Source organism: Pseudomonas akapageensis (assembly GCF_011355085.1).
GTDB lineage: Bacteria > Pseudomonadota > Gammaproteobacteria > Pseudomonadales > Pseudomonadaceae > Aquipseudomonas > Aquipseudomonas akapageensis.
On sequence record NZ_VXCP01000010.1, the window covers coordinates 82,014 to 108,477 of the forward strand.

The window sequence follows — 26,464 nt, forward strand, 5'->3', positions numbered from 1 at the left end:
TCGCTACTTCGCAGGAATTCCGATCATGTCGCCACTGCTGCGCCTTCTCGCCAGTTTTATTGCCTTGATGATGGCCATGGGCATCGGCCGCTTTGCCCTGACGCCGCAACTGCCGCACTTGCTCAGTGAGGGCCAGATAGGCCTGAGCGCTGCCGGTATCATTGCCGCGGCCAATTACCTGGGCTATTTCGTCGGCGCGCTGGATGGCATGTTCGCCCGTCGCCCGGGGCAGGTACGCCTGCGCCTGTATGGCGGCCTGTGGCTATGCGTCGTGTTGACCCTGGCGTCGTTCTGGGCCCACGGCTTCTGGTCGCACCTGCTGTTGCGCTTCGGTACTGGCGTCGCCAGCGCTTGGGTCCTGGTCATGATCACCAGCCTCAGCCAGCAAGTGGCGGCCGGCAGCGGGCGTCCACGCCTGGGAGCACTGGTGTTTGCCGGTCCCGGGCTGGGGATCTTCCTGACCGGCCTGCTGGCCCTGGGCGCAAACCTGCTCGGACAAGGCTCGGCCACCTTGTGGCTGATCTATGCCGCGGCTGCCCTGCTGATGTTGCTGCCAATCCTGCCGATTCTGCCGGCACCCTCCGACGCCCCGGCGCCAGTCCTACACAGCACGCCAGGTGGCAACTCCACCCGGGGTATCGCCAGGCTCGGCTTGATCTATGCCTTGTACGGTATCGGCTACATCATCCCGGCCACCTTCATGTCACAGATGGCCAGTGCACGCTTTCACGGCCACTGGCTGGCCGATCTGTTCTGGCCCTGCTTTGGCCTGGCGGCCGCGACTGGTGTGGTATTGGTCAGCCTGCGCAAGCCCGACCCGCGTACCACGCCGAAGTGGCTGGCGGCGACCTTGTGGCTGCAAGCGGCGGGCGTGTTCGCCTGCCTGTTGCCGGGCGGCGCCGGCCTGGCGCTGGGCGTGATCCTCTGTGGCACGCCATTTCTGGCCTGCATGCAACTGGTCATGCAGCGCTCCCGGGAACTCGCGCCCCAGGCCGCCCAACGCAATGCCGGCATGCTGACGGCCTGTTTTGCCATTGGCCAGCTCAGCGGCCCGCTGCTGGCCGCCCTGAGCAATCAGTTCAGTGGCAGCCTGCAGCCGGCGCTGATCATTGCCGGCAGCGGCCTGGTGCTGGCAGGTGCGTTGCGACCTCAGGCAATCTGTGCCAGACCCGCAACGCTATCAAATGTCGCGGTATCCAGCGCATCGAGCTGTTCATCGAGCACCTGACGGGGGTGGTCATTGCCCGGGATACTGCTGTTGATCAGGCTGAGCAGGCTTGACCCGCGCGGCGTCAGCACAAAATTTTCCCCGTTGCCACCCTGTGCTTCCGGACGCGGTTCGATATAGCCACGATTGAGCAGCAACTTTTCATACTCATCGGCGAGCGTCTTCAAATGATCGAGATTGCAAGGCTGTTCGCCCCGGGCGGCTTTCTCGGCCATATATTGTTCGGCATAGGCTCTGGGCTTGAAACTGTGCCCGGCACCGTTCTGCACTTCGTGGAGCAGGCACTCGATGAAATCCCAGTCGTAAGTGGTCATCCGCTTCAACCTCCATCAGTGGCGTACACAGGTTGTGACCCGTACCCGTGACAGCCGTTCAGCGCTGAACTTTTGCCCTGCCTCGCCCCTCAACCAATAACACCACCGGAACGAGGCCGCACATGAAAAAGCTGCTGAATATCACCGCCGCCGCCACCCTGCTGTTCGCCCTGCCAAGCTGGGCCTGCACCCTCGAAGAGGCCACAGAGAAGCGCGAGCAACTGGCCAAGGAAGTGCAGAAGCTCACCGAGCAGAACCCGGCCAAGGCCAAGGAGATCAACGCTGAGCTGCAGGGCATGAAACTGGACACCGCCAGCAAGGATCTTCCGGACAAGTGCCAGTTAATTGACAAACGCCTTGAAGAGCTCAAAACGGCGTCGCACAAGGCTGAAAATTCAGGCTAATTCGGTCTAATGAATGCTTGAACCTTTGCCATACTTTGGTGACAGCCGATGAACCCACCAGAGCGAGGCCGGACATGAAAACACTGTTGAGCATCACTGCTGCCGCCACCTTGTTTTTGTCCCTGCCAAGTTGGGCCTGCGATCTGGAGGAAGCCACCGAGAAGCGCGAGCAACTGGCCAAGGAAGTGCTGCAACTGACTGCGCAGAATCCGGCGAAAGCCAAGGAAATAAACGACGGTTTGAGGGGAATGAAGCTCGACCTCGCCAGCAAGGACCTGCCGGACAAGTGCCAGTTGATCGACAAGCGGCTGCAGGAGCTACAGACGGCGGCCACCAAGACGGGTGGTGCGGGGTATTGAGGGCCCTATCGCGGGCAAGCCCGCTCCCACAGAGATCGGTGCACGCAGATCCACTGTGGGAGCTGGCTTGCCAGCGATGAGGCCCCCCGCAGCCAACAAAAAACCCGGAACAAGTCCGGGTTTTCAGTACCACCACTAAACCTTATTCAGCAGCCGGAGCCGTCGGCTTGCGGCGCTTGAGCGGCGCCATGCCGTCCTGGCTGACCAGTGCCGGGGCGTCCGACTTCGGACGGTTGGCGCTCTTGCGCTTGGTCGGGGTCTTGGCGGCGGCTTTCTTGTCGGTCTTCTTGTCGGTCTTTTTCTTCTTCACACCGACAGCCTTGCCCGACGCCTTGACCTTCTTCGGACCGCTATAGGTGCCTTTGACTTCCTTGATGACGCGACGCTCGAAACGCTGCTTGAGATAGCGCTCGATGCTCGACATCAGGTTCCAGTCGCCATGGGTGATCAGCGAGATGGCAAGGCCTTCATTGCCTGCCCGACCGGTACGACCGATACGGTGTACATACTCGTCGCCGCTGCGTGGCATTTCGAAGTTGATCACCAGGTCCAGGCCGTCCACATCCAGCCCGCGCGCGGCGACATCGGTCGCCACCAGGATCTTCACGCCACCCTGCTTGAGGCGGTCGATGGCCAGCTTGCGGTCCTTCTGGTCCTTGTCGCCGTGCAGGACGAAGGCCTTGTATTCCTGCGCCACCAGGCGCCCGTAGAGGCGGTCGGCCATGGCCCGGGTGTTGGTGAAGACGATCGCCTTCTGGTACGTCTCGTTGGCCAACAGCCAATTGAGGATCTGCTCTTTGTGAACGTTGTGGTCAGCGGTGATGATCTGCTGGCGGGTGCCTTCGTTCAGCTGGCTGACGCTGTTGATTAACAGGTGCTCGGGGTTGTTCAGCACCTTGCCGATCATCTCGCGCAAGCCGGCACCACCGGTGGTGGCGGAGAACAGCAGGGTCTGCTGACGGTTCTTGCTTTCGTCGCATAGGCGCTGAACGTCTTCGGCAAAGCCCATGTCGAGCATGCGGTCGGCTTCATCGAGCACCAGCACTTCGACTTCGTTCAGGTCCAGGGTACCGGCGTTGAGGTGCTCGAGCAGGCGACCCGGGGTGCCAATAAGGATATCCGGTACCTTGCGCAGCATCGCGGCCTGCACCTTGAAGTCTTCACCGCCGGTGATCAGGCCGGACTTGATGAAGGTGAACTGGGAAAACCGCTCGACTTCCTTGAGGGTTTGCTGGGCCAGTTCACGGGTCGGCAGCAGGATCAGTGCGCGAATGGTCACGCGGACCTTGGCCGGACCGATCAGGCGGTTGAGGATCGGCAGAACAAAAGCGGCGGTCTTGCCACTGCCGGTCTGTGCCGTCACCCGCAGGTCACGCCCCTGCAGCGCCAGCGGAAGAGCCGCTACCTGGACCGGGGTTGGCTCGACAAATTTAAGCTCGGCCACGGCTTTGAGCAGGCGTTCGTGCAGGGCGAATTGGGAAAACACGGGTGTTACCTCGGCGAAGTACATAAATTCAACTGCATAGCGTAACGGTTTCCGGCGCCTTAGCCGAATTTCTTTACGCCTTTATCGTCATATTGGTCTGAAAAACTGCGGTGAAAAGTCTCTTCAGCCTCGCCCGGTTGGCTTTTTGGCCGGCCTTTGGGCTCTAATCGGCTCTTGTTCTCTTCGGGAATACGGGATCCACACATGGATACTCAAGCGTTATGGCTCAGTGTTATGGACAGCTTCGGCGCACTGGATAAACAGCCCATGCTGCACGCCGGGATTGGCCTCATTGTCCTGGTGGCCCTTGCCCTGACGCTGGGTCGCGTGGCGCGCTATCTGATCCTGCACGGGATCAAGCTGCTGTCGAAGCAACCGGCCCTGCACTGGCTCGACGACCTGCTGCACAACAAGGTATTCCACCGCCTGGCGCAAATGGTCCCCTCGCTGATGGTGCAGTTCGGCCTCAACCTGGTCCCGGAGCTGAGCGCCAAAAGCAGCCGGTTTCTCGGCAACCTGGCGCTGTCGATCAGCATTCTGTTCCTGCTCCTGGCGGTGAGTGCCCTGCTCAACGCCCTGCTGGATATCTATGCGCGCACCCGTCACGCCCGCACCCGCTCGATCAAGGGCTATGTGCAACTGGCCAAGATGGTGATTTATATCTTCGGCACCATCATTATCGTCGCCACCCTGATCAACCGCTCGCCGCTGTTGCTGCTGTCGGGGCTCGGTGCGATGTCGGCGGTGATCCTGCTGGTCTACAAGGACACCCTGCTGTCGTTCGTCGCCAGCGTGCAATTGACCAGCAACGACATGCTGCGCGTCGGCGACTGGATCGAGATGCCCCAGGTCGGCGCCGACGGCGACGTGGTGGATATCACCCTGCACACGGTCAAGGTGCAGAATTTCGACAAGACCATCGTCTCGATTCCCACCTGGCGCCTGATGTCCGAGTCATTCAAGAACTGGCGTGGCATGCAGCAGGCCGGTGGCCGACGGATCAAGCGCAGCCTGTTCATCGACGCCGGCAGCGTGCGCTTCCTGCAGGACGATGAAGAGCTCACACTGTCCCGAGTGCACCTGCTGACCGACTATATAACCCGAAAAAAAGCCGAATTGCAGAGCTGGAACGAAGCCCAGGGCAGCGTCGCCAAACTGTCGGCCAACCGCCGGCGCCTGACCAATATCGGCACCTTTCGCGCCTATGCACTGGCATACCTGAAGAGCAACCCGGAGATCCAGCCGAACATGACCTGCATGGTCCGCCAGATGCAGGCCACTGCCCAGGGCGTGCCGCTGGAGATCTACTGCTTTACCCGCACCACGGCGTGGGCCGAGTACGAGCGGATCCAGGGCGACATCTTCGACTATCTGTTGGCTGTGCTGCCGGAGTTCGGTCTCAACCTTTACCAGCAGCCCAGCGGCAACGACCTGCGCGCAGGCTTACTGCGCGCCCCTCTGGCCGAGCAAAGCCGCACGCCCGTTACCGAGCCGACTGATCCATAGGGACGCCAGGATGATCAACCCGCCAATGAACAACCGGCCCAATGGCTCGTGCTGATTCCAGATCAGCAGGTTGAGCAACAGGCCGATGGGCACATGCAGGTTGTTCATCACCGCCAGGGTGCCGCCTGAAACCAGGCAGGCGCCCTTGTTCCACCAGTACAGCCCCAGCGCTGTCGAACACAGCCCCAGAAAGCCCAGCACGCCCCACTGCACGGACGTCTGCGGCAGATGCTGGGTATTGCCGAACAACAGAAACGCCGGCAGCACCACCAGCAGCGCGCCGAGATAGAAATAGCCAAAGCGTCGGTAGTGCGGCAGGTCACTGGGGTAGCGCGCCACCAGATGCTTGTACAGCACCTGGCCTGCGGCATAGGTGAAGTTGGCCAGTTGCAGCAGCAAAAAGCCCATGAAGAAGTCCGGACTGATGCGGTCGAAGCGAATGATCGCGGCCCCCGCCACTGCCACCAGTGCCGCCAGCAGTGCCCAGGGATTGAAACGCCGGTTCAGGGCATCTTCGATCAGGGTCACGTGCAAGGGGGTAAGAATGGTGAACAGCAGCACTTCCGGCACCGTCAGTACCCGGAAGCTCAGGTATAGGCACACGTACGTAATGCCGAACTGCAGCGCTCCGATCAGCAGCATCGAGCGCATGAAGCGCGGCTCGACCTGGCGCCAGCGGGTCAGTGGCAGGAACACCAGCCCTGCCAGCAGTACCCGGACCAGCACCGCGAAGTAACTGTCGACGTGACCGGCCAGGTATTCGCCGATCAGGCTGAAGGAAAACGCCTGAATGAATGTGACAACCAGTAGATAGCCCATGTGTGCCCCTTGCCTGAATGGCGGGGACCTTAGCGGTTTGGGGCGAAGGGGGCAACTGAAAGGCCTGCGGCCTTTATCGCTGGCAAGCCAGCTCCCACAGGGGATCAGAGTCAGACCACAATTCTGTGGGCGACGATCATCTCTGTGGGAGCTGGCTTGCCAGCGATTTGGGTCACCGCAGTGCTTCAGGCCACATCCGCCAGCAATTCCCTGGCCCGATTCAACCCCTTCTCATGGAAATCACCACCCATGTTCAGCCCCTCGGCATGGATGAAGCTCACATCATGGATCCCGATGAAGCCCATCACCTGACGCAGGTAGGGTTCCTGGTGATCGCTGGGGCTGCCGGCGTAGATGCCGCCACGGGCGGTCAGGACGTAGGCGCGCTTGCCGGTGAGCAGGCCCTGCGGGCCGGTTTCGGTGTACTTGAAGGTCACGCCGGCACGCAGGACATGGTCCAGCCAGGCCTTGAGGGTGCTGGGGATGGCGAAGTTGTACATCGGTGCAGCCAGTACCAGGACATCGGCGGCCAGGACTTCGTCGGTCAGCTCGTTGGAGCGTTGCAATGCTTGCAGTTCAGAGGCGCTGCGCTGTTCCGCCGGCTTCATCCAGCCACCGAGCAGATTGGCGTCCAGGTGCGGTACCGGGTTGACGGCCAGGTCACGCACAGTGATCTGGTCGGCCGGGTGCGCGGCCTGCCATTGGCTGATGAATTGCTGGGTCAACTGCCGCGAGATCGAGTCTTGCTGGCGGGCGCTGCTTTCGATGATCAGGACACGGGACATTGGGTTAACTCCATCGGGGGTGGGGTAAGTCGATGGAGTGAAGATTACTGAGGGGCCAATCGATTAAAAAGCGCAAAAAACAGGTACAATCTATCAAATAAGTTGTTTTATCGGAGCGATGCTCTAACCTGACAGACAGGCCTGCCAGGTCGTTTCCGATGGGGTGTCAGGCCGGTTTGCAGTCCAGGTTGATGCGCAGTTTGATGATGCCGCGGTTGAATTTGGCGGTGACATCCTTGCTCTGTTTCGCGGGAATCTGCACCCGGCGAGTGCGCGGCGCCTCCGGTCCATTGGCAAAGACGACCTTGCACTGGGCGGCCACGTCACCATAGTTGTTCACGGTGATCGACCCCATGTCGCCATAGGTATCGTAGGTGGTGTAGTCGATTTTCACGCCATCGAGCGACTTCTCGACATCGATAGGGTAGGCAAAGGCAGCCATCGGCAACAGCGCCAGCAATACCACACAACACTTATTCATACGGCAGTCTCCATGGGGGGCTGCCAGCTTAGGACAAGAGGAGGCGATGATGAAAGCGCCGCGCGTTACCCTGGATCAATGGAGAACATTGCAGGCGGTCGTCGATCACGGCGGCTTCGCCCAGGCCGCCGAAGCGCTGCACCGTTCGCAATCCTCGGTCAGCTACACCGTGGCGCGCATGCAGGATCAACTGGGTGTACCGCTGCTGCGCATCGATGGGCGCAAGGCGGTGCTGACCGAAGCCGGCGGCGTGCTGTTGCGCCGTTCGCGACAACTGGTCAAGCAGGCCAGCCAGCTCGAAGACCTGGCCCATCATATGGAGCAAGGCTGGGAAGCCGAAGTGCGCCTGGTGGTGGATGCCGCCTATCCCACCGCCCGCCTGGTCCGGGCACTGACCGCGTTCATGCCGCAGAGCCGCGGCTGCCGGGTGCGCCTGCGCGAGGAAGTGCTGTCGGGCGTCGAGGAAGTGCTGCAAGAAGGCGTCGCGGACCTGGCCATCAGCGGCTTCAATATTCCCGGCTACCTGGGCACCGAATTGAGCACCGTCGAATTCGTCGCCGTGGCGCACCCCGAACATGCCCTGCACCGTTTGCAACGTGAATTGAGCTTCCAGGACCTGGAAAGTCAGTTGCAGGTGGTGATTCGCGACTCCGGCCGCCACCAGCCACGGGACGTCGGTTGGCTGGGCGCCGAGCAACGCTGGACGGTCGGCAGCCTGGCGACCGCCGCCAGCTTCGTCAGCAGCGGCCTGGGCTTTGCCTGGCTGCCGCGCCACCTGATCGAACGAGAGCTGCACGAAGGCGTGCTCAAACCGTTGCCGCTGGAACAGGGCGGCAGCCGTCACCCGATGTGCTATCTGTACTCCAACAAGGATAAACCACTGGGCCCGGCCACTCAGATACTCATCGAGTTGCTGCGCACTTTCGACACCGCGCCGCTGGATACCCCCTTCGCGGCCCCTCAACAAGCCTGACAGGTACGTCACCGATGGCCTATTTCGAACACGATGGATGCTCGCTGCACTATGAGGAATACGGCCAGGGCGACCCGCTCGTGCTGGTTCACGGGCTGGGTTCAAGTTGCCAGGACTGGGAGTACCAGATCCCGGCGCTGGCCGAACATTACCGGGTCATCGTCACCGACGTGCGCGGCCACGGTCGCTCCGACAAGCCACGCGAACGCTACAGCATCGCCGGCTTCAGCGCCGATCTGATCGCCCTGCTGGAACACTTGAACCTGGCGCCGGTCCACCTGGTCGGGCTGTCGATGGGTGGCATGATCGGTTTCCAGACCGCCGTGGATCAACCGGCCCTGCTGCGCAGCCTGTGCATCGTCAACAGCGCGCCCCAGGTCAAGCTCAAAAGCGCCGACGACTACCTGCAATGGGCCAAGCGCTGGGCCCTGGCGCGACTGCTGAGCCCGGCCACCGTCGGCAAGGCGCTGGGGGCGAAGCTGTTCCCCAAGCCAGGTCAGGCTGAACTGCGGCGCACAATGGCCGAGCGCTGGGCCCGGAACGACAAGCGCGCCTACGCCGCCAGTTTCGACGCCATCGTCGGCTGGGGCGTGCAGGAACGATTGTCGCGCATCACCTGTCCTACCCTGATCATCAGTGCCGACCGCGATTACACCCCGGTCGCCCTGAAAGAGCAGTACACCGCATTGATCCCGAACGCCCATCTGGCGGTTATCGCCGATTCGCGGCACGCTACCCCACTGGATCAACCGCAAAGTTTCAACCAAACCCTGCTGCAGTTTCTGGCTGCGGTCGAAACCAAACCCAAGGATCATTGAACCTATGCTGAAGAAAATCCTTCTCGCTGCCGGCTCCGTCATGTTTGCAACCAGCCTGATGGCGGCCACCCCGGACAAAGCCCCCCACGTCATGCTGGACACCAGTATGGGCCAGATCGAAATCGAGCTGGACCCGGTCAAGGCACCGGTCACTACCAAGAACTTCCTTGAGTATGTGGACAACGGCTTCTACACCAACACCATCTTCCACCGGGTGATTCCGGGGTTCATGGCGCAGGGTGGCGGCTTTACGGCGCAGATGCAGCAAAAGGAAACAAAAGATCCGATCAAGAATGAAGCCAGCAACGGTTTGCACAACGTGCGCGGGACCCTGTCGATGGCACGCACCAACGACCCGAACTCGGCGACCAGCCAATTTTTCATCAACGTCAAAGACAACGATTTTCTCGACCCGGGCCGCGACGCGGGCTACGCCGTATTCGCCAAGGTCGTGAAAGGCATGGACGTGGTCGATCAGATCGTCAATGCGCAAACCACAAACAAACAAGGCATGCAAAACGTACCTGTCGACCCAATCCTGATAAAGTCAGCCAAGCGCATGGATTGAGCGCTGACCTGAAGGCATTGGTAACCGGCAAGGCCCGGTCACCTCACACGGAGAGGCCGCACCCATGTTGTACCGTCGTTTCGAGCAGTTGATCGATATTTTCCGCGACGCTCCGACGGCGGCCCCTCCGGGCAAGGTCCTGCCGTTCTACCTGTACTACCTGCGCCAGGTCTGGCCGAGTTTCGCCGCCCTTCTGGTGGTCGGCCTGATCGGTGCCCTGATCGAAGTGGCCCTGTTCAGTTACCTGAGCCGCATCATCGACCTGACCCAGAACACCCCCAATACCCGATTTTTCAGTGAGCACGGCAGCGAATTGCTGTGGATGCTGGTGGTGGCGCTGGTGCTGCGGCCGATCTTCGTCGGCCTGCACGACCTGCTGGTGCACCAGACCATCAGCCCGGGCATGACCAGCATGATCCGCTGGCAGAACCACAGCTACGTGCTCAAACAGAGCCTGAATTTTTTCCAGAACGACTTCGCCGGGCGCATCGCCCAGCGCATCATGCAAACCGGCAACTCCCTGCGCGACTCGGCGGTGCAAGCGGTCGATGCACTCTGGCATGTGCTGATCTATGCCATCAGTTCCCTGGTACTGTTCGCCGAAGCCGACTGGCGCCTGATGATCCCGCTGATGAGCTGGATCGCCTGTTACATCGGCGCGCTCTATTACTTCGTGCCACGGGTCAAGGAACGCTCGGTGATTTCCTCCGACGCGCGCTCGAAACTGATGGGACGCATCGTCGACGGCTACACAAACATCGCCACGCTGAAGCTGTTCGCCCACACCCACTCCGAACAGCAATACGCCCGCGAGGCCATTACCGAACAGACCGAGAAAACCCAGTTGGCCGCCCGGGTGGTCACCAGCATGGACGTGGTCATCACCACCCTCAACGGTCTGTTGATCGCCACCACCACGGGGCTTGCCCTGTGGCTCTGGACCGAGTCGCTGATCAGCGTCGGCGCCATCGCCCTGGCCACGGGCCTGGTGATTCGCATCGTCAACATGTCCGGCTGGATCATGTGGGTGGTCAATGGCATTTTCGAGAACATCGGCATGGTCCAGGATGGCTTGCAGACCATTGCCCAGCCGGTCAGCGTAACCGATCGCCAGGACGCGCCGCGCTTGAAGGTGGACCGCGGCGGCGTGCGCTTCGAGGATGTCGACTTTCACTATGGCAAGGGCAACCGGATCATCAGCGGCCTGACCCTGGACATTCGCCCCGGCGAGAAGATCGGCTTGATCGGCCCTTCCGGCGCAGGCAAGTCGACCCTGGTCAACCTGCTGTTACGCCTGTACGACCTGGAAGGCGGACGTATCCTGATCGATGGCCAGGACATTGCCCACGTCACCCAGGAAAGCCTGCGCGAGCAGATCGGCATGATCACCCAGGACACCTCGTTGCTGCACCGTTCCATTCGCGAAAACCTGCTCTACGGCAAACCCGGCGCCAGCGATGACGAGCTCTGGGAAGCGGTACGCAAGGCCCGCGCCGACGAATTCATCCCCCAGCTTTCCGATGCCCAGGGCCGTACCGGCTTCGATGCCCATGTAGGCGAACGCGGGGTCAAGCTGTCCGGTGGTCAGCGGCAGCGGATCGCCATTGCCCGGGTACTGCTCAAGAATGCACCGATCCTGATCATGGACGAGGCCACCTCCGCCCTCGACTCGGAGGTCGAGGCAGCCATCCAGGAGAGCCTGGAAACCCTGATGCACGGCAAGACCGTGATCGCCATCGCCCACCGGCTGTCGACCATCGCACGGATGGACCGGCTGGTGGTGCTGGAGAAAGGGCATATCGCCGAGAGTGGCAGCCACAGCGAATTGCTGGCGCATCAGGGGTTGTACGCGCGGTTGTGGCATCACCAGACGGGTGGGTTTGTGGGGATTGATTGAAGGCCTCATCGCGGGCAAGCCCGCTCCCACAGAGGTAGGCGTTGCACATTCCCTGTGGGAGCTGGCTTGCCAGCGATGAGGCCCTCGAAGCCAACACAAATCACCCTTGTCGATACGGCAAAGCCCCCCTTGCCTCCTCGGCATACGCCAGAACCCCCACCCGCTCCTGCTCGAGAAAATGGCTCACCGCCGCCTTCAACCCCGGGTGCAGCAGGTAATGCCAGGAGTGAGTAATCACCGGCTCGAACCCACGAATCAGCTTGTGCTCGCCCTGGGCGCCGGCATCGAAGCGCTGCAATCCCTGGGCAATGGCGTAATCCATGCCCTGGTAGAAACAGGTTTCGAAATGCAGCCGGTCGTACTCGTCCAGACAGCCCCAGTACCGCCCATAGAAACTGTCATCCCCCACCAGGCTGAAGGCCATGGCCACCGGACGACCACCCTGCCTTGCAAGGACGACTCGAATCGCTTCGGGCATGCGCTCGGCCAGCAGGCTGAAGAACTCACGGGTCAGGTAGGGTGCCTGACGACGCACGGCGTAGGTATTGGCATAGCAGGCATAAACGAAGTCCCACTCGACCTCATTCAACTGATGCCCCGTGTACCAATCGAACTCGATTCCGTGCCCGGCAACCTGCTCGCGCTCCTTGCGCATTTGCTTGCGCTTGCGCGAACTCAATGTATCGAGAAAATCCTGGAAATCCCGATAACCACGGTTCTGCCAATGAAACTGGCAACCCAGGCGCTCCAGCCAACCTTCACGCCCGCGCAGCAGCGAATCGGCCAGTTCGTCGGTAAAGTTGATGTGCATGCCGGACAAGCCCCGGGCCGGCAAATCCTCCACCAGTTGATCGATCAATTCCCCCGCCGCTTGCGGATACCCCATCAAGCGCGGGCCGCCGACCGGGGAAAAGGGCACGGCGCACAGCAACTTGGGGTAATAGTCGATTCCGGCGCGGTCACAGGCATCCGCCCAACCATGGTCGAACACATATTCGCCATAGGAATGGGTTTTCACATAGGCGGGCAGCGCGGCCAGCAACTGGCCCTGGTCATCGAGCGCCAGCCGGTGCGAAGGCTTCCAGCCCGTGCCCCTGCCGACACTGCCGCTGTCCTCCAGGGCACTGAGAAAGGCGTGACGAACAAAGGGCTGTGCGCCTGGCACCAGGGCATCCCAGGTGGCGGCATCGAGATCGGCGAGATGATTGAGCGTCAGATTCTGCATGTGCGCAGTCTGAACGTTCAGACTTGCGAAAAAAAGCCCCGCACAAGGCGGGGCTCAAAACAGGAGTAAATAACGGATGGATGAAGCTTAGAACACGTACTGCGCGCGCGTCACGATACCCTGGCCGCTGTCGTCGCCCGCGGCGTTGGTAGCGTTGTCGACCTCGCTCTTGACGTAGACGGCACTGATCTTGATGGCTTCGTTTGCATACCAGTTCACGCCGACGTTATGCACCTTGCCTTCGATATCGCCGATGTTGGCAAACGCACCGTTGTTGTCATCGGTGCTCAGGTGGTCGTAGCGATAGAAGACTTCCCAGGCGCCGTACTGCTTGTTCTCAGGCTTGATGGTATCGAACTTGCCGAGTTTGTAGATACGCGGCTCGCCGGTGAGGGTGTAAGCCAGCTGCCCGTAGTAACCGGTGGACTTGATGTCCGAGAAGTTCGAAGCATCGGCTTTGGTATCACGCTTGAGGTATTCGCCCTGGACGGAGAACGGCCCCGTGGCCCAGGCGGCTTCCAAGGCCCATGCGCTATCGATGTCGTAGGCACCGATCGGCGTGTTCTGGATACCGCCGAGCAACAGTTTGTTGCCGTTGTCACCTGCATCCTGGCCACCATCGGTGCTCACGCCACGCATGCCCAGACGGCTGGTAATACGGCCGTCGAACGCCGTGTCTTTCAAGTCACGTGCAGCGTAGTCGACACCCAGGTGGATAACATGGCCCGCTTCGTGCCATGGTGCCCAGACGCCGCGCAGGTTGGCCTGACGGTAGCTGTCGCCATTCTGGGCCTGATTGTTGGGGTCCTTGGCGAAGATACCCGCCGAACCATAGAGCGAGTCGCCGGCATTGCCGGAAACCTGGATACCCATGCCGCCGTTGTGGGCGTTGGTCCAGTCGACCAGATCGTAGGCAGCTGTACGCTCCTGGGCCGTTACCCACTTGGAGCTGGTGGCTTTTTCCAGACCGAATTCGGGGTCGAAGCGACCCACTTTGATCGAGACCGGCTTGAAGCCGTTGTAAGACAGGGACGCTTCGTCGAAGTAACCGTCTTCTTTACGGTTATCGCCACCGGCGTTGTGGGAGAAGTCGTAGTTGATCTGGTAAGCCCAGTCGGTGTACATCACACCGCCCAGTTCCAGGAAAGCGCGGCGGAAGTAACCGGCATCAGCGGTATTGCCGTTTTTGGTGTAGAAACCATCGAAGCGGCTGTAGTCGGCTTGTACTCGACCACCCAGTTTGAAACTGAATTCCTTGTCGGTTGTGGCAACCTCCAGGCCGCCTTTAGTCTTTACTACGATATCAGCGCCGTCGGTGGTCACGGTACCCGCGAAAGCCTGGGCGGTTACGGCGAGGGCCAGCGCGCTGGCCGCGAAACCGGCGAAGTGCTTACGGATCATCGAAGAATTCCCCTATCTATCTATGGTCTTGATTGCGTTGGAAAACACGCGGTCAGGGCCGCTTTGTGTTGGGAGGGAATCTTGGCGTGGGGTGATGTCAGATTGGCTGCTGTTATATAAAAGTTTTGTTACAACTGAACTTTTTACTTCGAAAAGAAATAAGCCGAAAAACCCCGTTGCAGGGCCCTTGGCGCGGAATTCAGAGAATTTGACCCTGAAGATTGCAAGGACTATTGGTTGTCGCGATGCCTGGAGGCCAGCTTGGCTGCCAATTGGTCGACGTCGACGTCGACGACCGGCGACTCGGGCATTTTGCGTAACGTGGCTTGCATCAGGCGCATCTGTTTGATGAAGCGCCGGCAGTTCGGGCAAAACATCAGGTGATGGCGTACCAGCAGGCGCTCACGAAAGCTCAGTTGTCCATCCAGGTAGTCGCTTGAACGCTCGACTTGTTCCTTGCAGGTCAGCATTGGCCGGTTTCCTCGAAGTGTTCCAGGGTCGCAAAGACCTTGAGCCGCGCTCTATGCAACAGCACCCGCACATTGGAGAGTGAAATCTCGAGAAGATTACAGATCTCCTCCAATTCCAACCCTTGCCGCTCACGCAAGACCAATACGCCACGCTGCAGTTCGGGCAGGCTGAGCATGGTATGTTCCAGGCACTCGCGCAGTTCATCCTCGCTCAACAAGGCTTCGGGGGTGTCTTCATGCCAGGCATGGGGCGCCAGCAACCAGTGGCCATCCCCGGAGAAGCGTTCGTCACCGATGGTCCCATGGGGCGACGGCAGGTCGTCGAGCAGGACCTCCCGACGATTTTGCTTGTAACGGTTCTTCGCTGCGTTGGCCGTGATGGTCAACAGCCAGGTCTTGAGGCTGGAACGACGCTGGAACCCGGACAGGTTGCGCACTACGGCCAACCACGCGTCCTGCACCGCCTCGTCGGCCTGGCGACTGCCGACGATGGCATAGGCCACGGCGCGCATGGCGCCCTGGTAAGTCTCGATCAGCTCTCGGTAGGCCTGTTGCTCACCGGCCAGCAAACGTTCGAGCAGCACTGTCTCATCGACGATCGTCATCCCTACCTCGTGCGCAGATCTCCATGGAAATCCGATTAAAGCGCCGTGTGCCCGGCGCCTCCACCTGCAAGTACAGCAGGGCCATGGCGATAAGTCCCTATGTTAACGAACAACCCCCATGAGCGAAGTAGGACGATTCGCACAATCGATGCAGTTAATGCTTGCGCAAGATCACGCTGCCGATCGAATAGCCGGCGCCAAAGGAACTGAGTACCCCCAGCGCACCCTTGGGCAAGTCGTCCTGATATTTGTGCAGGGCAATCACCGAGCCCGCCGAACTGGTGTTGGCATAGGTGTCGAGAATAACCGGCGCCTCTTCGACCGCGGCCTCACGGCCCAACAACTTCTTGACGATCAGGTGGTTCATGCTGAGGTTGGCCTGGTGCAGCCAGAAACGCTTCACGTCGGAGACGTTCAGGTCGTTTTCCGCCAGGTGCTGGCCAATCAGCTCGGCGACCATCGGGCAGACTTCGCGGAACACTTTGCGGCCTTCCTGGACGAAGAGTTTATCCGTTGCGCCAATGCCCTCTTCCGCTGCGCGGTTGAGGAAGCCGAAGTTGTTGCGGATGTTGTTGGAAAACTGGGTCAACAGCTTGCAGCTGACGATATCGAATTGATAAGGCGAAGTGGCAAGGTCAGCGCGCTCGACAATCACCGCGGTGGCCGCATCGCCGAAGATGAAGTGGCTGTCACGGTCGCGGAAGTTCAGGTGACCGGTGCAGATTTCCGGGTTCACCACCAGCACCGCGCGGGCCTGCCCCAGTTGCACGGCGTTGCAGGCGGCATGAATGCCGAAGGTTGCCGAGGAACAAGCGACGTTCATGTCGAAACCGAAACCCTGGATGCCCAGGGCCGCCTGCACTTCAATAGAGATGGCGGGATAGGCTCGCTGCAGGTTGGAACAGGCAACGATGACCGCGTCGATATCCGCTGCGGTCTTGCCGGCGCGTTGCAACGCCTCCCCGGCTGCCGCCACGGCCATCTGGCAGAGGATCGACTGCTCGTCGTTGGAACGCTCCGGCAGGCGCGGGGTCATGCGCGTGGGGTCGAGGATGCCTTCCTTGTCCATGACGAAGCGGCTCTTGATCCCGGATGCCTTTTCGATAAAGGCGACACTGGACTCGCTCAGCGCCTCGATTTCGCCACGTTCGATGGCTGCGGCATTGTCGGCGTTGAACTGCTGAACATAAGCATTGAAAGACTCGACCAGCTCTTCGTTGGAGATACTGTTGGCCGGGGTGTACAGGCCAGTGCCGCTGATGACGACGTTATGCACGGTCGTTCCTCTATTGGGTGCCATTGCATGAGCAATGGGATGTTCAGGCAGTAAAGGTTTGGCACGAACGTACCAACACCGGCAGAAGCTTGTACCGGAACGCGGAACAATCCCTGCTTATCAATCTATCCCGACACGTTCGGCGAAGTCCGCCTGAACGTGTCGTCTCAATTTATCGTCGAAGTTTGCCATATCTGTAGGAAATTGGCGCTATCTGACCACTGAGTCAGGCATCGACCTGACTCCATTGTTTGCTCAATCGCTTGTCGGAAATCGGCACTCGGGTACCCAACTGCTGGGCGAACAACGAAACCCTGTATTCCTCGATCAACCAGCGGTAAAGCTCCAATTGCGGGTCGCGCTTGCCTTCCTGGGCGTGCTTGCCGGCCCGGGCCTGGTACTGCGCCCACAATCCGGCCAGTTCGATGCTCCAGACCCGGTCTTTTTGCACCTGCGCCCCAAGCTTCTCCAAGCGTAGTTCAATGGCTTTGAGAAAACGCGGCAACTCCTTGAACCATTGGGCCGGGGTTTCACGCACAAAGCCCGGGTACACCAGATGACTCAACTGTTGCTTGATGTCATTGAGCGCCACGGCCTGGGCCAGGTCGATCTTGCCTTTGAAGCGCTTCTGCAAGCCGTGCCACAACTTGAGGATGTCCAGGGTCAAGCGTGCCAGGCGCTCGGCATGTTCGGCCCAGGCACCACGCTTGCGCTCGGCCAGCGAGGCCAGACCGGCACCATCGCGTGGCAGGCTCGCTTCACCTTCGAGAATGCAGCTGTCGAGGCTGGCCAGCAGGATGTCTTCGACCAGCGCATCGACCCGGCCCATGTCGCGGTAGAGCAGGCCCAGTTCGGTCAGCCCCGGCAATTTGCCGCGCAAGAACTTCGCCGGCTCCGCCAATTGCTGCAGCAACAGGCGTTGCAGCGCCCGGCGGTGCTGGAATTCGGCTTCGGCAGCGGTCGAGAAACGGCCTTCCTTGACGGTACCGCCCTCTTCCACCAGCGCTGGATACACCGTCATGGAAAGCCCGGCGATCTTCTGCTGGGCCTTTTCCGCCACCGGCGCGAAGACCTTGGCCTGCACGGGTTCCTGGCTTTTCGCCGATTGCGGTGCGGCCAGAGCCGCCTGGCTGGCCTCGGCGAAGCGTGCGGTCAGCTCGGCCAGGTCACGCCCCTCGCCGAGGAACTTGCCCTGGCCGTCGAGGACTTCCAGGTTCATTTTCAAATGGCTTTCGACTTGCTGGGCCGCTTCGGCCCAGGCCTCATCGCTGACCCGCGCACCGGTCATGCGCAACAGTTCGCGCCCCAGTGCCTGAGGCAACGAGCCCTCGGCAAAGGTCATGCGTTGCAGCGCGGCCCTGACGAAGTCCGGCACCGGCACGAAGTTCTTGCGAATGGCCTTGGGCAGGTTACGTACCAGCGCAATGCACTTGGCTTCCAGCAAGCCGGGCACCAGCCATTCCAGGCGTTCGGCCGGCAAGGCCGGCAACAGGGGGGCCGGCACCCGCACCGTCACGCCATCGCGTGGATGATTGGGTTCGAAGTGGTAACTCAAGGCCAGGGTCAGTTCGCCCAGGCGCAAGGTATCGGGGTAATGCGCCGCCGTGACTTCGCTGGCTTCACGGGCCAGCACATCCTCTTCGCGCATGATCAGCAACTGCGGGTCTTTCTGGCTGTTGACCCGGTACCAGCTATCGAACGTGGCCGTCTGATGGATCTCGGCCGGCAGTCGCGCTTCATAGAAGCCGAACAGGGTTTCTTCATCGGCGAGGATGTCGCGTCGACGCGCCTTGGCTTCCAGTTCGTCCAACTGCTCCAGCAAGCGGGTATTGGCTGCCAGGCACTTGGCCCGCGACTGGATCTCGCCACGCACCAGTGCTTCGCGGATAAACAGCTCACGCGCCAATGCCGGCTCGATAGGACCGTAATGCACTGGCCGGCGCCCGACCACGATCAGGCCATACAGGGTCACTTGTTCATAGGCCACCACTTGCCCACGCTTCTTCTCCCAGTGCGGTTCGAAATGGTTTTTCTTGATCAGGTGCCCGGCCAGCGGCTCGATCCAGTCCGAGTCGATCTTGGCGACCATGCGTGCGTACAGCTTGGTGGTCTCGACCAGTTCGGCGGCCATGATCCATTGGGGACGCTTCTTGCCCAGACCCGAGGACGGATGAATCCAGAAGCGTCGTTGCCGCGCCCCCAGGTAATCACCCTCTTCGGTCTTCTGGCCGATCTGGCTAAGCAGGCCGGACAGTACCGCCTTGTGCAGTTTCGGGTAGTCGGCCGGCTCTTTATTGATGCTCAGCTGCAGGTCGCGGCAGATCAGGCTCAACTGCCGGTGGGCATCGCGCCACTCGCGCAGGCGCAGGTAATTCAGGAAGTTCTTGCGGCACCAGTTACGCAGCGGGCTGGCCGTCAGGGCCAGGCGTTGTTCTTCAAAGCCACGCCAGAGATTGACCAGCGCGGCGAAGTCCGAGTCGCTGTCCTTCCACTGGGCGTGGGCCTGGTCGGCGGCCTGCTGACGCTCTGGCGGACGCTCGCGCGGGTCCTGCACGGACAGCGCACTGGCGACGATCAGCACTTCCTGCAGGCTGCCTTGCTTGTTGGCTTCGAGCAGCATGCGGCCCAGGCGCGGGTCCACCGGCAGGCGCGCCAGTTGCCGGCCCAGGGGGGTCAGCTGGTTCTCCCGGTTGACCGCCGAGAGCTCCTGCAAGAGGTTGAAGCCGTCGCTGATGGCCTTGCCATCCGGCGGCTCGATAAACGGGAAGGCGTCAATCTCACCCAGGCGCAGGTGCAGCATCTGCAGAATCACCGCAGCCAGGTTGGTGCGCAGGATCTCCGGATCGGTAAAGGCCGGGCGACCGTTGAAATCCTCTTCGCTGTACAAGCGCACACAGATCCCCGGCTCGACCCGCCCGCAACGCCCCTTGCGCTGGTTGGCGCTGGCCTGGGACACCGCTTCGATCGGCAGCCTTTGTACCTTGGCGCGGTAGCTGTAGCGGCTGATCCGCGCCGTGCCGCTGTCGATCACATAACGGATGCCCGGCACGGTCAGCGAGGTCTCGGCGACGTTGGTCGCCAGCACCACTCTGCGGCCCGGATGGGACTGGAAAATCTTCTGCTGCTCGGCCGGCGACAAGCGCGCATACAGCGGCAAAATCTCGGTGTGTTTGAGCTGGGCCTTGCGCAGCATTTCCGCGGCATCGCGAATTTCCCGCTCGCCGGGCAGGAACACCAGCACATCACCAGGGCGCTTGCCTTCACTGCGTTCGAAGGCGGCGATTTCATCGAGGGTGGCGAGAATCGCCTGATCCACGGTCAGGTCATCCTCGACCCGATTGCCCTCTTCGTCCTGCTCGGACGTCAGCGGCCGGTACCAGGTCTCGACCGGATAGGTACGCCCGGAGACTTCGATGATCGGCGCGTCGTTGAAGTGTTTGGAGAAACGCTCCAGATCGATGGTTGCCGACGTGATGATCACCTTCAGGTCCGGACGACGCGGCAGCAGGGTCTTGAGATAGCCCAACAGGAAGTCGATGTTGAGGCTGCGTTCGTGGGCCTCGTCGACGATGATCGTGTCGTAGCGCTCGAGGAAGCGGTCGTGCTGGGTTTCGGCCAGGAGGATACCGTCGGTCATCAGCTTGACCAGGGTGTTGGCATCGCTCTGGTCTTCGAAACGTACCTGATAGCCCACCAGCGCCCCCAGCGGTGTCGCCAGCTCTTCGGCCACCCGCGTCGCCACGCTGCGCGCGGCGATCCGACGGGGTTGGGTATGGGCGATCTGGCCATGCTGGCCGCGCCCCAGTTCCAGGCAGATCTTCGGCAACTGGGTGGTTTTGCCCGAGCCGGTTTCGCCGGCAATGATCAGGACCTGGTGCTCGTTCAGGACTTTCTTGATCTCTTCGCGCTTGGCCGCGATCGGCAGGCTGTCATCGTAGCGAATGCTCGGCACGCTCACGCGCCGGGCAGTCACCTGGGCGAAAGAGGCCTGCACCTTCTCGACCCATTGCGCCAGCTTGTCCTGGTCCGGTTTCTTGCGCAGCTCGTGCAATTGACGGCGCAGGCGATGGCGGTCGGCGATCATCGCCTGATCGAGGTTTTTCAGCAGTTGGTCGATTGCGGCAGCTTGGTCGGTCATCAGGTACGCAGAATTCTTTTGAGTGGCGCAGGTGAGCCTGCTTTGACGTGGTCAGCACATATAAGCGGGCGATTGTCGCAGATTTGACCCGACCAACACGACCCCGGCGATTGTTTAGCCGAGACACGATCGAAGGTTTACAAATCCTGATTTAATGAACCTTCGACGGCGTGGGAGTATCCAGCCATGATTTCGCTCGCGCATTTGCTTCGTCGTCAGCAGCGCCCTTCCTACCCGAAGGTGCGAGCCCGTCCGTGCGAAAATCCCCTCTTCCATATCATTCTGGCCTTCTGGGCGCTGTGGCATTGCCGTCATGCGCGCCCACCAGATGCAGCCCTCGCGTTGATTTGAATCCGTTGGCCCATACGCGGCCGACCTCAATCCGATGACGATCAGCCCGCCGCTCAAGGCAGGCGGTCCCTGTGCGCCCCGACGGCGCAAGCGAGAGCTCGATGCAATTTGCCAGTGTGCAGCATGCCCAGGATTTTCTGGCGCAAAACCCCGATATCGACATGTTCGAGCTGTTCATTCTCGACGCCAACGGCGTGCCCCGGGGCAAGCTGTTGCACCGTGAAGAGCTGCTGGCCGTGTATCAAAGCGGACGCCCGCTGCCCAGTACCATGCTCGGCCTGACCCTCAACGGTGACGACGTCGAAGATTCGGGGCTGGTCTGGGAGGTGGGCGATATCGATTGCCGCGCCTATCCGCTGGAAGGCAGCCTGGTGCGCATGCCGTGGCGGCAGATCCCCACCGCTGCCGTGCAAGTGAGCATGCACCCGACCGAAGGCTTGCCGGCCACGGTCGCCGACCCTCGCCATCTGCTGGTCAAGGTCGTCGAAGCCCTCAAGGCCGACGGTTATCACCCGGTAATGGCCTGCGAACTGGAGTTCTACCTGCTCGACCAGAAACGCGATCACCTGGGCCGTCCGCAACCGGCACTCGATGGCGACGGTGGACGACCACGCACCACCCAGGTCTATGGCCTGCGCGAACTGGAACAGATCGAACCCTTCCTGGCCGACCTGTATGCCGCCTGCAAAGAACAGAACATTCCCGCACGCACGGCGATTTCCGAATACGCTCCGGGCCAGGTGGAAATCACCCTGGAACATGGCGATGCCCTGCTGGCCATGGACCAGGCCGTGCGCTACAAACGCATCGTCAAGGGCGTGGCACATAAACACGGCATGCAAGCCTGCTTCATGGCCAAGCCGTTCGACCACCTGGCCGGCACCGGCATGCATATGCACGTGAGCCTGGCCGACGCCGAAGGCAACAACCTCTACGCCAGCGAAGACAAGGCCGGCACCCCGCTGCTGCGCCAGTCGGTGGGCGGCATGCTCGCCCTGCTGCTCGACTCCTTGCTGCTGTTCTGCCCCAACGCCAACTCCTATCGCCGCTTCCAGGCCAACAGCTACGCGCCGCTGGCACCGACCTGGGGCGTCGACAACCGTACCGTCAGCCTGCGCGTACCCGGCGGCCCGGCGTATACCCGACACATCGAACACCGCATCTGCGGCGCCGACGCCAACCCTTACCTGGCAGCGGCGGCGATCCTGGCCAGCATCCATCACGGCATCCGGGAAAACGTCGATCCGGGCGATCCGATCGAAGGCAACGGCTATGCCCAGGCCAAGGAGCTGCTGCCCACCGACTGGCTGACTTCCCTGCGCGCACTGGAAAAATCGAGCTGGGCGCGCGATGCCCTGGGCCAGGAATTCCTCGGTGTCTACCTTGCGGTCAAACGCGCTGAATACCGGCAGTTCATGGCCGAGGTCGGCGAACAGGACTGGCGTTGGTACCTGACCCAGGCCTGATCCGCGACCCAATTTTTTAAAGGAACAATTCCATGACTGCTGCCATGCGCAACTTCAAAGGCCCTGCCCAACGCAGTGCCTCCTATTACACCGCCAGCCTCAATGACGCGACCGAGTACCCCATGCTGCAAGGCCAGGTCAGCGTCGACGTGGTGATCATCGGTGGCGGCTTCACCGGTGTCGCCAGCGCCGTGGAGCTGGCCGAACGCGGGCTCAAGGTCGCGATCGTCGAGACCAACCGCATCGGCTGGGGCGCCAGCGGGCGCAACGGTGGCCAGGTTACCGGCAGCCTTTCGGGCGACGAAGCCATGCGCCAACAGATGCGCGCCAAACTGGGCGATGAGGTCGACGATTTCATCTGGCACCTGCGCTGGCGCGGTCACGAGATCATCCAGCAACGGGTCGAGAAGTACGACATTGCCTGCGACCTCAAGCATGGCCATTTGCATGCGGCCATGAAGTCTTCGCACATGGACGAGCTGCGGGCCTTCCGCGACGAGGCCGAACGACGCGGCATGGGCGATCAGGTGACCCTGCTCGACCAGGCCGGGATGCGTCAGCACCTGGAAAGCGACCTGTACCTGGGCGCCCTGAAAAACACACGCAACATGCACCTGCACCCGCTCAACCTGTGCCTGGGTGAAGCACGTGCGGCGCACAGCCTGGGCGCGCTGATTTTCGAGAACTCCGAAGTGCTGGACATCATTCATGGTGACCGGCCGGCTGTGGTTACGGCCCATGGTCGCATCGATGCACGCCAAGTCATGCTGGCCGGCGATGTTTATCACAAGCTCGAGCGCAAGCAGCTCAAGGGCAAGATTTTCCCGGCCATGGGCGGGATTGTGACGACGAAGCCGCTGGGAGATCTGGCGCGCAAGATCAATCCGCAGGACATGGCGGTGTATGACTGCCGCTTTGTGTTGGATTACTACCGCATGACGGGTGATGGTCGGCTGTTGTTTGGTGGTGGCGCCAATTATTCGGGGCGCGATTCGCGGGATATCGCTGCGGAGCTGCGGCCGTGTATCGAGCGGACTTTCCCGGCTTTGAAGGGTGTGGATATTGAGTTTCAGTGGAGCTGTGCGATGGGGATTGTGATTAATCGCATTCCGCAGTTGGGCAAGCTTTCGGATAACGTCTGGTATTGCCAGGGGTATTCGGGGCATGGCATTGCGACCAGCCATATCATGGGGGAGATCATGGCTGAGGCCCTTACTGGGACCCTGGGCAAGTTCGATACCTTTGCCGGGTGCAAGCATGTCAAGGTGCCGTTGGGGGATGTGTTTGGTAATCCGATGTTGGCAGTGGGGATGTGGTATTACCAGATGCTGGAGAAGCTTCGCTGATTTTTTGTTGGGTGCAGATCCGGATTGGGCGGAGTTGCCACTGGCGGTTCCGCCCTTACGGCGGGTTACTTTTGGCAAACGCCCCAAAAGTAACCAAAAGGTCTTGCCCCTCCATGGGCCCTGCGCTGCGATCCGGGTTCCCTCCCTCCGGTGCCACTGCGGGGGATTGCGGCCAGGGTTGCTGCGCAACCCTACAGCTCGCAACCTCGGCTACGCCTCGGGCGCTGCGCGCTCCCCCCTCCGTGACACCTCCGCTCGGCCTGCTGGAAAGGGGCGGTAGATCAAGATCAAAAGCAAGATCAAAAGCAAAGCAAGAGCAAGAGCAAGAGCTCTGCTTTGGCTTTGGCTTTGGCTTTGGCTTTGGCTTTGGCTTTGGCTCTTGATCTTGCTTTTGATCTTGCTTTTGATCCACCCGCCCTTCCAGCAGGCCGACTGGAGGCGCTGTGAAGCAGGCAGTGCGTAGCACCCTCGGCGTAAGCCGAGGACGCGAGCTGTAGGGTTGCGCAGCAGCCCTGGCCGCGTGCCTGCGTAACAGCGCCGTAAGGAGGGGACCCGGAGCGAAGCGGAGGGCCAATGGCAGGGCGAGAATTTTTGGTTACTTTTTTTTCGTCTGAAAAAAGTGACCCGCCGTAAGGGCGGAACCGCCAGTGGCAACACCACAAAAAATGGATATGCCCACAACCCCAAAAACAAAAAACCCCGCATACAAAGCGGGGTTCATTGTTCAATCCAAACCTCAGGCTATCTTCTTGAGCCCCAGCTTCTTCAACTCCTCATCCCGCAACTCACGCCGCAAGATCTTGCCAACGTTGGTAGTCGGCAACACATCCCGGAACTCCACAGCCTTGGGCACCTTGTAAGCCGTGACATTGGCACGCATATGCGCCATCACCTGCTCCTTGGTCAAGGTCACCCCCGGCTTGGCCACAACAAACACCTTGATCGCCTCACCCGACTTCTCATCCGGCACACCAATGGCCGCACATTGCATCACGCCCGGCAGAGTCACCAACACATCCTCGAGCTCGTTCGGGTAAACGTTGAAACCGGACACCAGAATCATGTCCTTCTTGCGATCGACAATACGCAGATAACCATCCGGCTGAATCAGCGCAATATCGCCCGTCTTCAACCAACCCTCGGCATCGAGAATCTCATCGGTTGCATCCTGACGCTGCCAGTAGCCCTTCATCACCTGCGGGCCTTTGACGCACAGCTCGCCAATGCCGCCCAGCGGCTGCTCGACACCTGCATCATCGACGATCTTGCACAAGGTCGAAGGCACCGGAATACCGATAGTGCCGATCTGATTGCACTTCGACGGGTTGACCGTCGCCACCGGACTGGTCTCGGTCATGCCGTAACCTTCACAGATCGCACAGCCTGTGACTTCCTTCCAGCGCTCGGCAGCCGCCAGTTGCAAGGCCATGCCGCCAGACAGCGTGATCTTCATTGCGGAGAAGTCCAGGTTGCGGAAATCCTGGTTATTGCACAACGCCACGAACAGTGTGTTCAGCCCCACGAAGCCGGTGAACTTCCACTTCGACAGTTCCTTGACCATGGCCGACATGTCGCGCGGGTTGCTGATCAGGATGTTGTGGTTGCCGATCAACATCATCGCCATGCAATGAAAGGTGAAGGCATAGATGTGGTAGAGCGGCAGCGGCGCGATCAGGATCTCGCAGCCTTCCTGCAGCTCCGACCCCATCAAGGCCCGGCACTGCAACATGTTCGCCATCAGGTTGCGGTGGGTCAGCATTGCGCCTTTGGCAACGCCGGTGGTACCACCGGTGTACTGCAGCACGGCAACGTCGTTTCTGTCCGGATTGGCTTCTTTGACTGGCTGCCCTCTGCCCTGGCTCAACGCATCGTTGAATTTGATGGCGTTCGGCAGGCTGTAGGCCGGCACCATTTTCTTCACGTACTTGATGACACTGTTGACCAGCAAGCGCTTGACCGGCGGCAGGATGTCGCCGACTTCAGTGACGATGACGTGTTTGACGCCCGTCTTGGGAACGACCTTTTCCGCCAGGTGCGCCATGTTCGCCAGGCACACCAATGCCTTGGCGCCGGAGTCATTGAACTGATGCTCCATTTCGCGCGCGGTGTACAGCGGGTTGGTGTTGACCACGATCAGCCCGGCGCGAATGGCACCGAAGACGGCGATGGGGTATTGCAGCAGGTTGGGCATCTGCACGGCGATCCGGTCACCCGGCTTGAGGTCCGTATGCTTTTGCAGATAGGCCGCAAAGGCGCCCGACAATTCGTACAGCTCGCCGTAAGTCAGTGTCTTGCCCAAGCTGCTGAAAGCCGGCTTGTTGGCGAAACGCTGGCAAGACTGTTTCAATACCGCCTGAATATTCGGAAACTCGTCAGGATTGATGTCGGCAGCAATCCCGGCTGGGTACTTATCCTTCCAGAAATTTTCAACCATGGAAGCCCACTCCTCCAGCGACAACGCGAATTCTACACCGCATTTGATGCGATTATTATTGATATGGTTTTCTGGTTTATTGCAAACCGAAAAGATCAAAAGCGCGCCGAGAGT

Annotated in this window: 22 protein-coding genes; 10 read left to right on the forward strand and 12 right to left on the reverse strand. The window is 60.7% G+C overall.

What is annotated here, in order from left to right; genetic code table 11:
* Positions 1–25: 25 nt before the first annotated feature.
* Positions 26–1,228, forward strand: a complete 1,203-nt coding sequence (locus tag F2S13_RS07390; protein WP_166359818.1) for a YbfB/YjiJ family MFS transporter — start codon at positions 26–28, stop codon at positions 1,226–1,228.
* Here the strand turns inward: F2S13_RS07390 and F2S13_RS07395 are convergent.
* Positions 1,150–1,542, reverse strand: a complete 393-nt coding sequence (locus tag F2S13_RS07395) for a transcriptional regulator (RefSeq protein WP_166359819.1) — start codon at positions 1,540–1,542, stop codon at positions 1,150–1,152. The two genes, F2S13_RS07390 and F2S13_RS07395, sit on opposite strands and share 79 nt — an antisense overlap.
* A 122-nt stretch (positions 1,543–1,664) precedes the next feature.
* Between F2S13_RS07395 and F2S13_RS07400 the strand changes: the two genes are divergently transcribed.
* Both F2S13_RS07400 and F2S13_RS07405 read left to right on the forward strand, forming a co-directional pair.
* Positions 1,665–1,946, forward strand: a complete 282-nt coding sequence (locus F2S13_RS07400; protein ID WP_166359820.1) for a hypothetical protein — start codon at positions 1,665–1,667, stop codon at positions 1,944–1,946.
* A gap of 74 nt (positions 1,947–2,020) precedes the next feature.
* Positions 2,021–2,305, forward strand: coding sequence for a hypothetical protein (locus F2S13_RS07405; RefSeq protein ID WP_166359821.1), 285 nt, complete (start codon positions 2,021–2,023; stop codon positions 2,303–2,305).
* Positions 2,306–2,447: 142 nt separating this feature from the next.
* Here F2S13_RS07405 and F2S13_RS07410 read toward each other — a convergent pair whose 3' ends face one another.
* Positions 2,448–3,791: a DEAD/DEAH box helicase gene (locus tag F2S13_RS07410; protein WP_166359822.1), complete on the reverse strand. Its 1,344-nt coding sequence runs from the start codon at positions 3,789–3,791 to the stop codon at positions 2,448–2,450.
* A 204-nt stretch (positions 3,792–3,995) separates the two neighbouring features.
* On the opposite strand from F2S13_RS07410, the gene F2S13_RS07415 reads away from it, so the two are divergent.
* A complete protein-coding gene (locus F2S13_RS07415; RefSeq protein WP_166359823.1) occupies positions 3,996–5,297 on the forward strand; it encodes a mechanosensitive ion channel family protein in 1,302 nt (433 codons plus the stop codon).
* Here the strand turns inward: F2S13_RS07415 and F2S13_RS07420 are convergent.
* From F2S13_RS07420 to F2S13_RS07430, 3 genes are all read right to left on the reverse strand, one after another.
* The gene (locus tag F2S13_RS07420) at positions 5,235–6,116 is read right to left on the reverse strand and encodes a carboxylate/amino acid/amine transporter (RefSeq protein WP_166359824.1); all 882 of its coding nucleotides are present in this window, start codon (positions 6,114–6,116) and stop codon (positions 5,235–5,237) included. The genes F2S13_RS07415 and F2S13_RS07420 overlap by 63 nt on opposite strands.
* Positions 6,117–6,301: 185 nt before the next feature.
* Positions 6,302–6,901, reverse strand: a complete 600-nt coding sequence (locus F2S13_RS07425) for an FMN-dependent NADH-azoreductase (protein WP_166359825.1) — start codon at positions 6,899–6,901, stop codon at positions 6,302–6,304.
* Between the two features lie 166 nt (positions 6,902–7,067).
* Positions 7,068–7,382 (reverse strand): 3-phosphoglycerate kinase, encoded by a 315-nt coding sequence (locus F2S13_RS07430; protein ID WP_166359826.1) that lies wholly within the window; start codon positions 7,380–7,382, stop codon positions 7,068–7,070.
* Positions 7,383–7,431: 49 nt separating this feature from the next.
* On the opposite strand from F2S13_RS07430, the gene F2S13_RS07435 reads away from it, so the two are divergent.
* The 4 genes from F2S13_RS07435 (at position 7,432) to F2S13_RS07450 (ending at position 11,638) form a co-directional block, all read left to right on the forward strand.
* The gene (locus F2S13_RS07435) at positions 7,432–8,355 is read left to right on the forward strand and encodes a PA3225 family LysR-type transcriptional regulator (RefSeq protein ID WP_166359827.1); all 924 of its coding nucleotides are present in this window, start codon (positions 7,432–7,434) and stop codon (positions 8,353–8,355) included.
* A 14-nt stretch (positions 8,356–8,369) separates the two neighbouring features.
* Positions 8,370–9,173 carry an alpha/beta fold hydrolase gene (locus F2S13_RS07440; protein ID WP_166359828.1) on the forward strand — a complete coding sequence of 268 codons (804 nt, stop codon included), beginning with the start codon at positions 8,370–8,372 and terminating at the stop codon, positions 9,171–9,173.
* Between the two features lie 4 nt (positions 9,174–9,177).
* Positions 9,178–9,741 carry a peptidylprolyl isomerase gene (locus F2S13_RS07445; protein ID WP_166359829.1) on the forward strand — a complete coding sequence of 188 codons (564 nt, stop codon included), beginning with the start codon at positions 9,178–9,180 and terminating at the stop codon, positions 9,739–9,741.
* Between the two features lie 64 nt (positions 9,742–9,805).
* Positions 9,806–11,638, forward strand: coding sequence for an ABC transporter ATP-binding protein (locus tag F2S13_RS07450; RefSeq protein WP_166359830.1), 1,833 nt, complete (start codon positions 9,806–9,808; stop codon positions 11,636–11,638).
* A gap of 100 nt (positions 11,639–11,738) precedes the next feature.
* On the opposite strand, the gene F2S13_RS07455 is transcribed toward F2S13_RS07450, so the two are convergent.
* The 6 genes from F2S13_RS07455 to hrpA form a co-directional block, all read right to left on the reverse strand.
* Positions 11,739–12,863 (reverse strand): GNAT family N-acetyltransferase, encoded by a 1,125-nt coding sequence (locus F2S13_RS07455; RefSeq protein WP_166359831.1) that lies wholly within the window; start codon positions 12,861–12,863, stop codon positions 11,739–11,741.
* A gap of 87 nt (positions 12,864–12,950) precedes the next feature.
* Complete coding sequence (locus tag F2S13_RS07460; protein ID WP_166359832.1) at positions 12,951–14,264, reverse strand: OprO/OprP family phosphate-selective porin; 1,314 nt, start codon at positions 14,262–14,264, stop codon at positions 12,951–12,953.
* Between the two features lie 230 nt (positions 14,265–14,494).
* On the reverse strand, positions 14,495–14,734 hold the full coding sequence (locus F2S13_RS07465; RefSeq protein ID WP_166359833.1) for an anti-sigma factor family protein: 240 nt from the start codon (positions 14,732–14,734) through the stop codon (positions 14,495–14,497).
* Positions 14,728–15,339, reverse strand: coding sequence for an RNA polymerase sigma factor (locus F2S13_RS07470; protein ID WP_166359834.1), 612 nt, complete (start codon positions 15,337–15,339; stop codon positions 14,728–14,730). The genes F2S13_RS07465 and F2S13_RS07470 overlap by 7 nt, the downstream gene beginning before the upstream one ends.
* Before the next feature lie 154 nt (positions 15,340–15,493).
* Entirely contained in the window at positions 15,494–16,615 is a 1,122-nt protein-coding gene (locus F2S13_RS07475; RefSeq protein WP_166359835.1) for a beta-ketoacyl-ACP synthase III, read from the reverse strand.
* A 226-nt stretch (positions 16,616–16,841) separates the two neighbouring features.
* Entirely contained in the window at positions 16,842–20,753 is a 3,912-nt protein-coding gene (hrpA, locus tag F2S13_RS07480) for an ATP-dependent RNA helicase HrpA (protein ID WP_166359836.1), read from the reverse strand.
* Between the two features lie 452 nt (positions 20,754–21,205).
* On the opposite strand from hrpA, the gene F2S13_RS07485 reads away from it, so the two are divergent.
* Together F2S13_RS07485 and F2S13_RS07490 are read left to right on the forward strand one after the other, a co-directional pair.
* Positions 21,206–22,570, forward strand: coding sequence for a glutamine synthetase family protein (locus F2S13_RS07485; protein WP_166359837.1), 1,365 nt, complete (start codon positions 21,206–21,208; stop codon positions 22,568–22,570).
* 44 nt (positions 22,571–22,614) lie between these two features.
* Positions 22,615–23,916: an NAD(P)/FAD-dependent oxidoreductase gene (locus F2S13_RS07490; protein ID WP_425500221.1), complete on the forward strand. Its 1,302-nt coding sequence runs from the start codon at positions 22,615–22,617 to the stop codon at positions 23,914–23,916.
* A gap of 736 nt (positions 23,917–24,652) precedes the next feature.
* Here the strand turns inward: F2S13_RS07490 and fadD1 are convergent.
* Positions 24,653–26,350, reverse strand: coding sequence for a long-chain-fatty-acid--CoA ligase FadD1 (gene fadD1, locus F2S13_RS07495; protein WP_166359839.1), 1,698 nt, complete (start codon positions 26,348–26,350; stop codon positions 24,653–24,655).
* Positions 26,351–26,464: the final 114 nt, after the last annotated feature.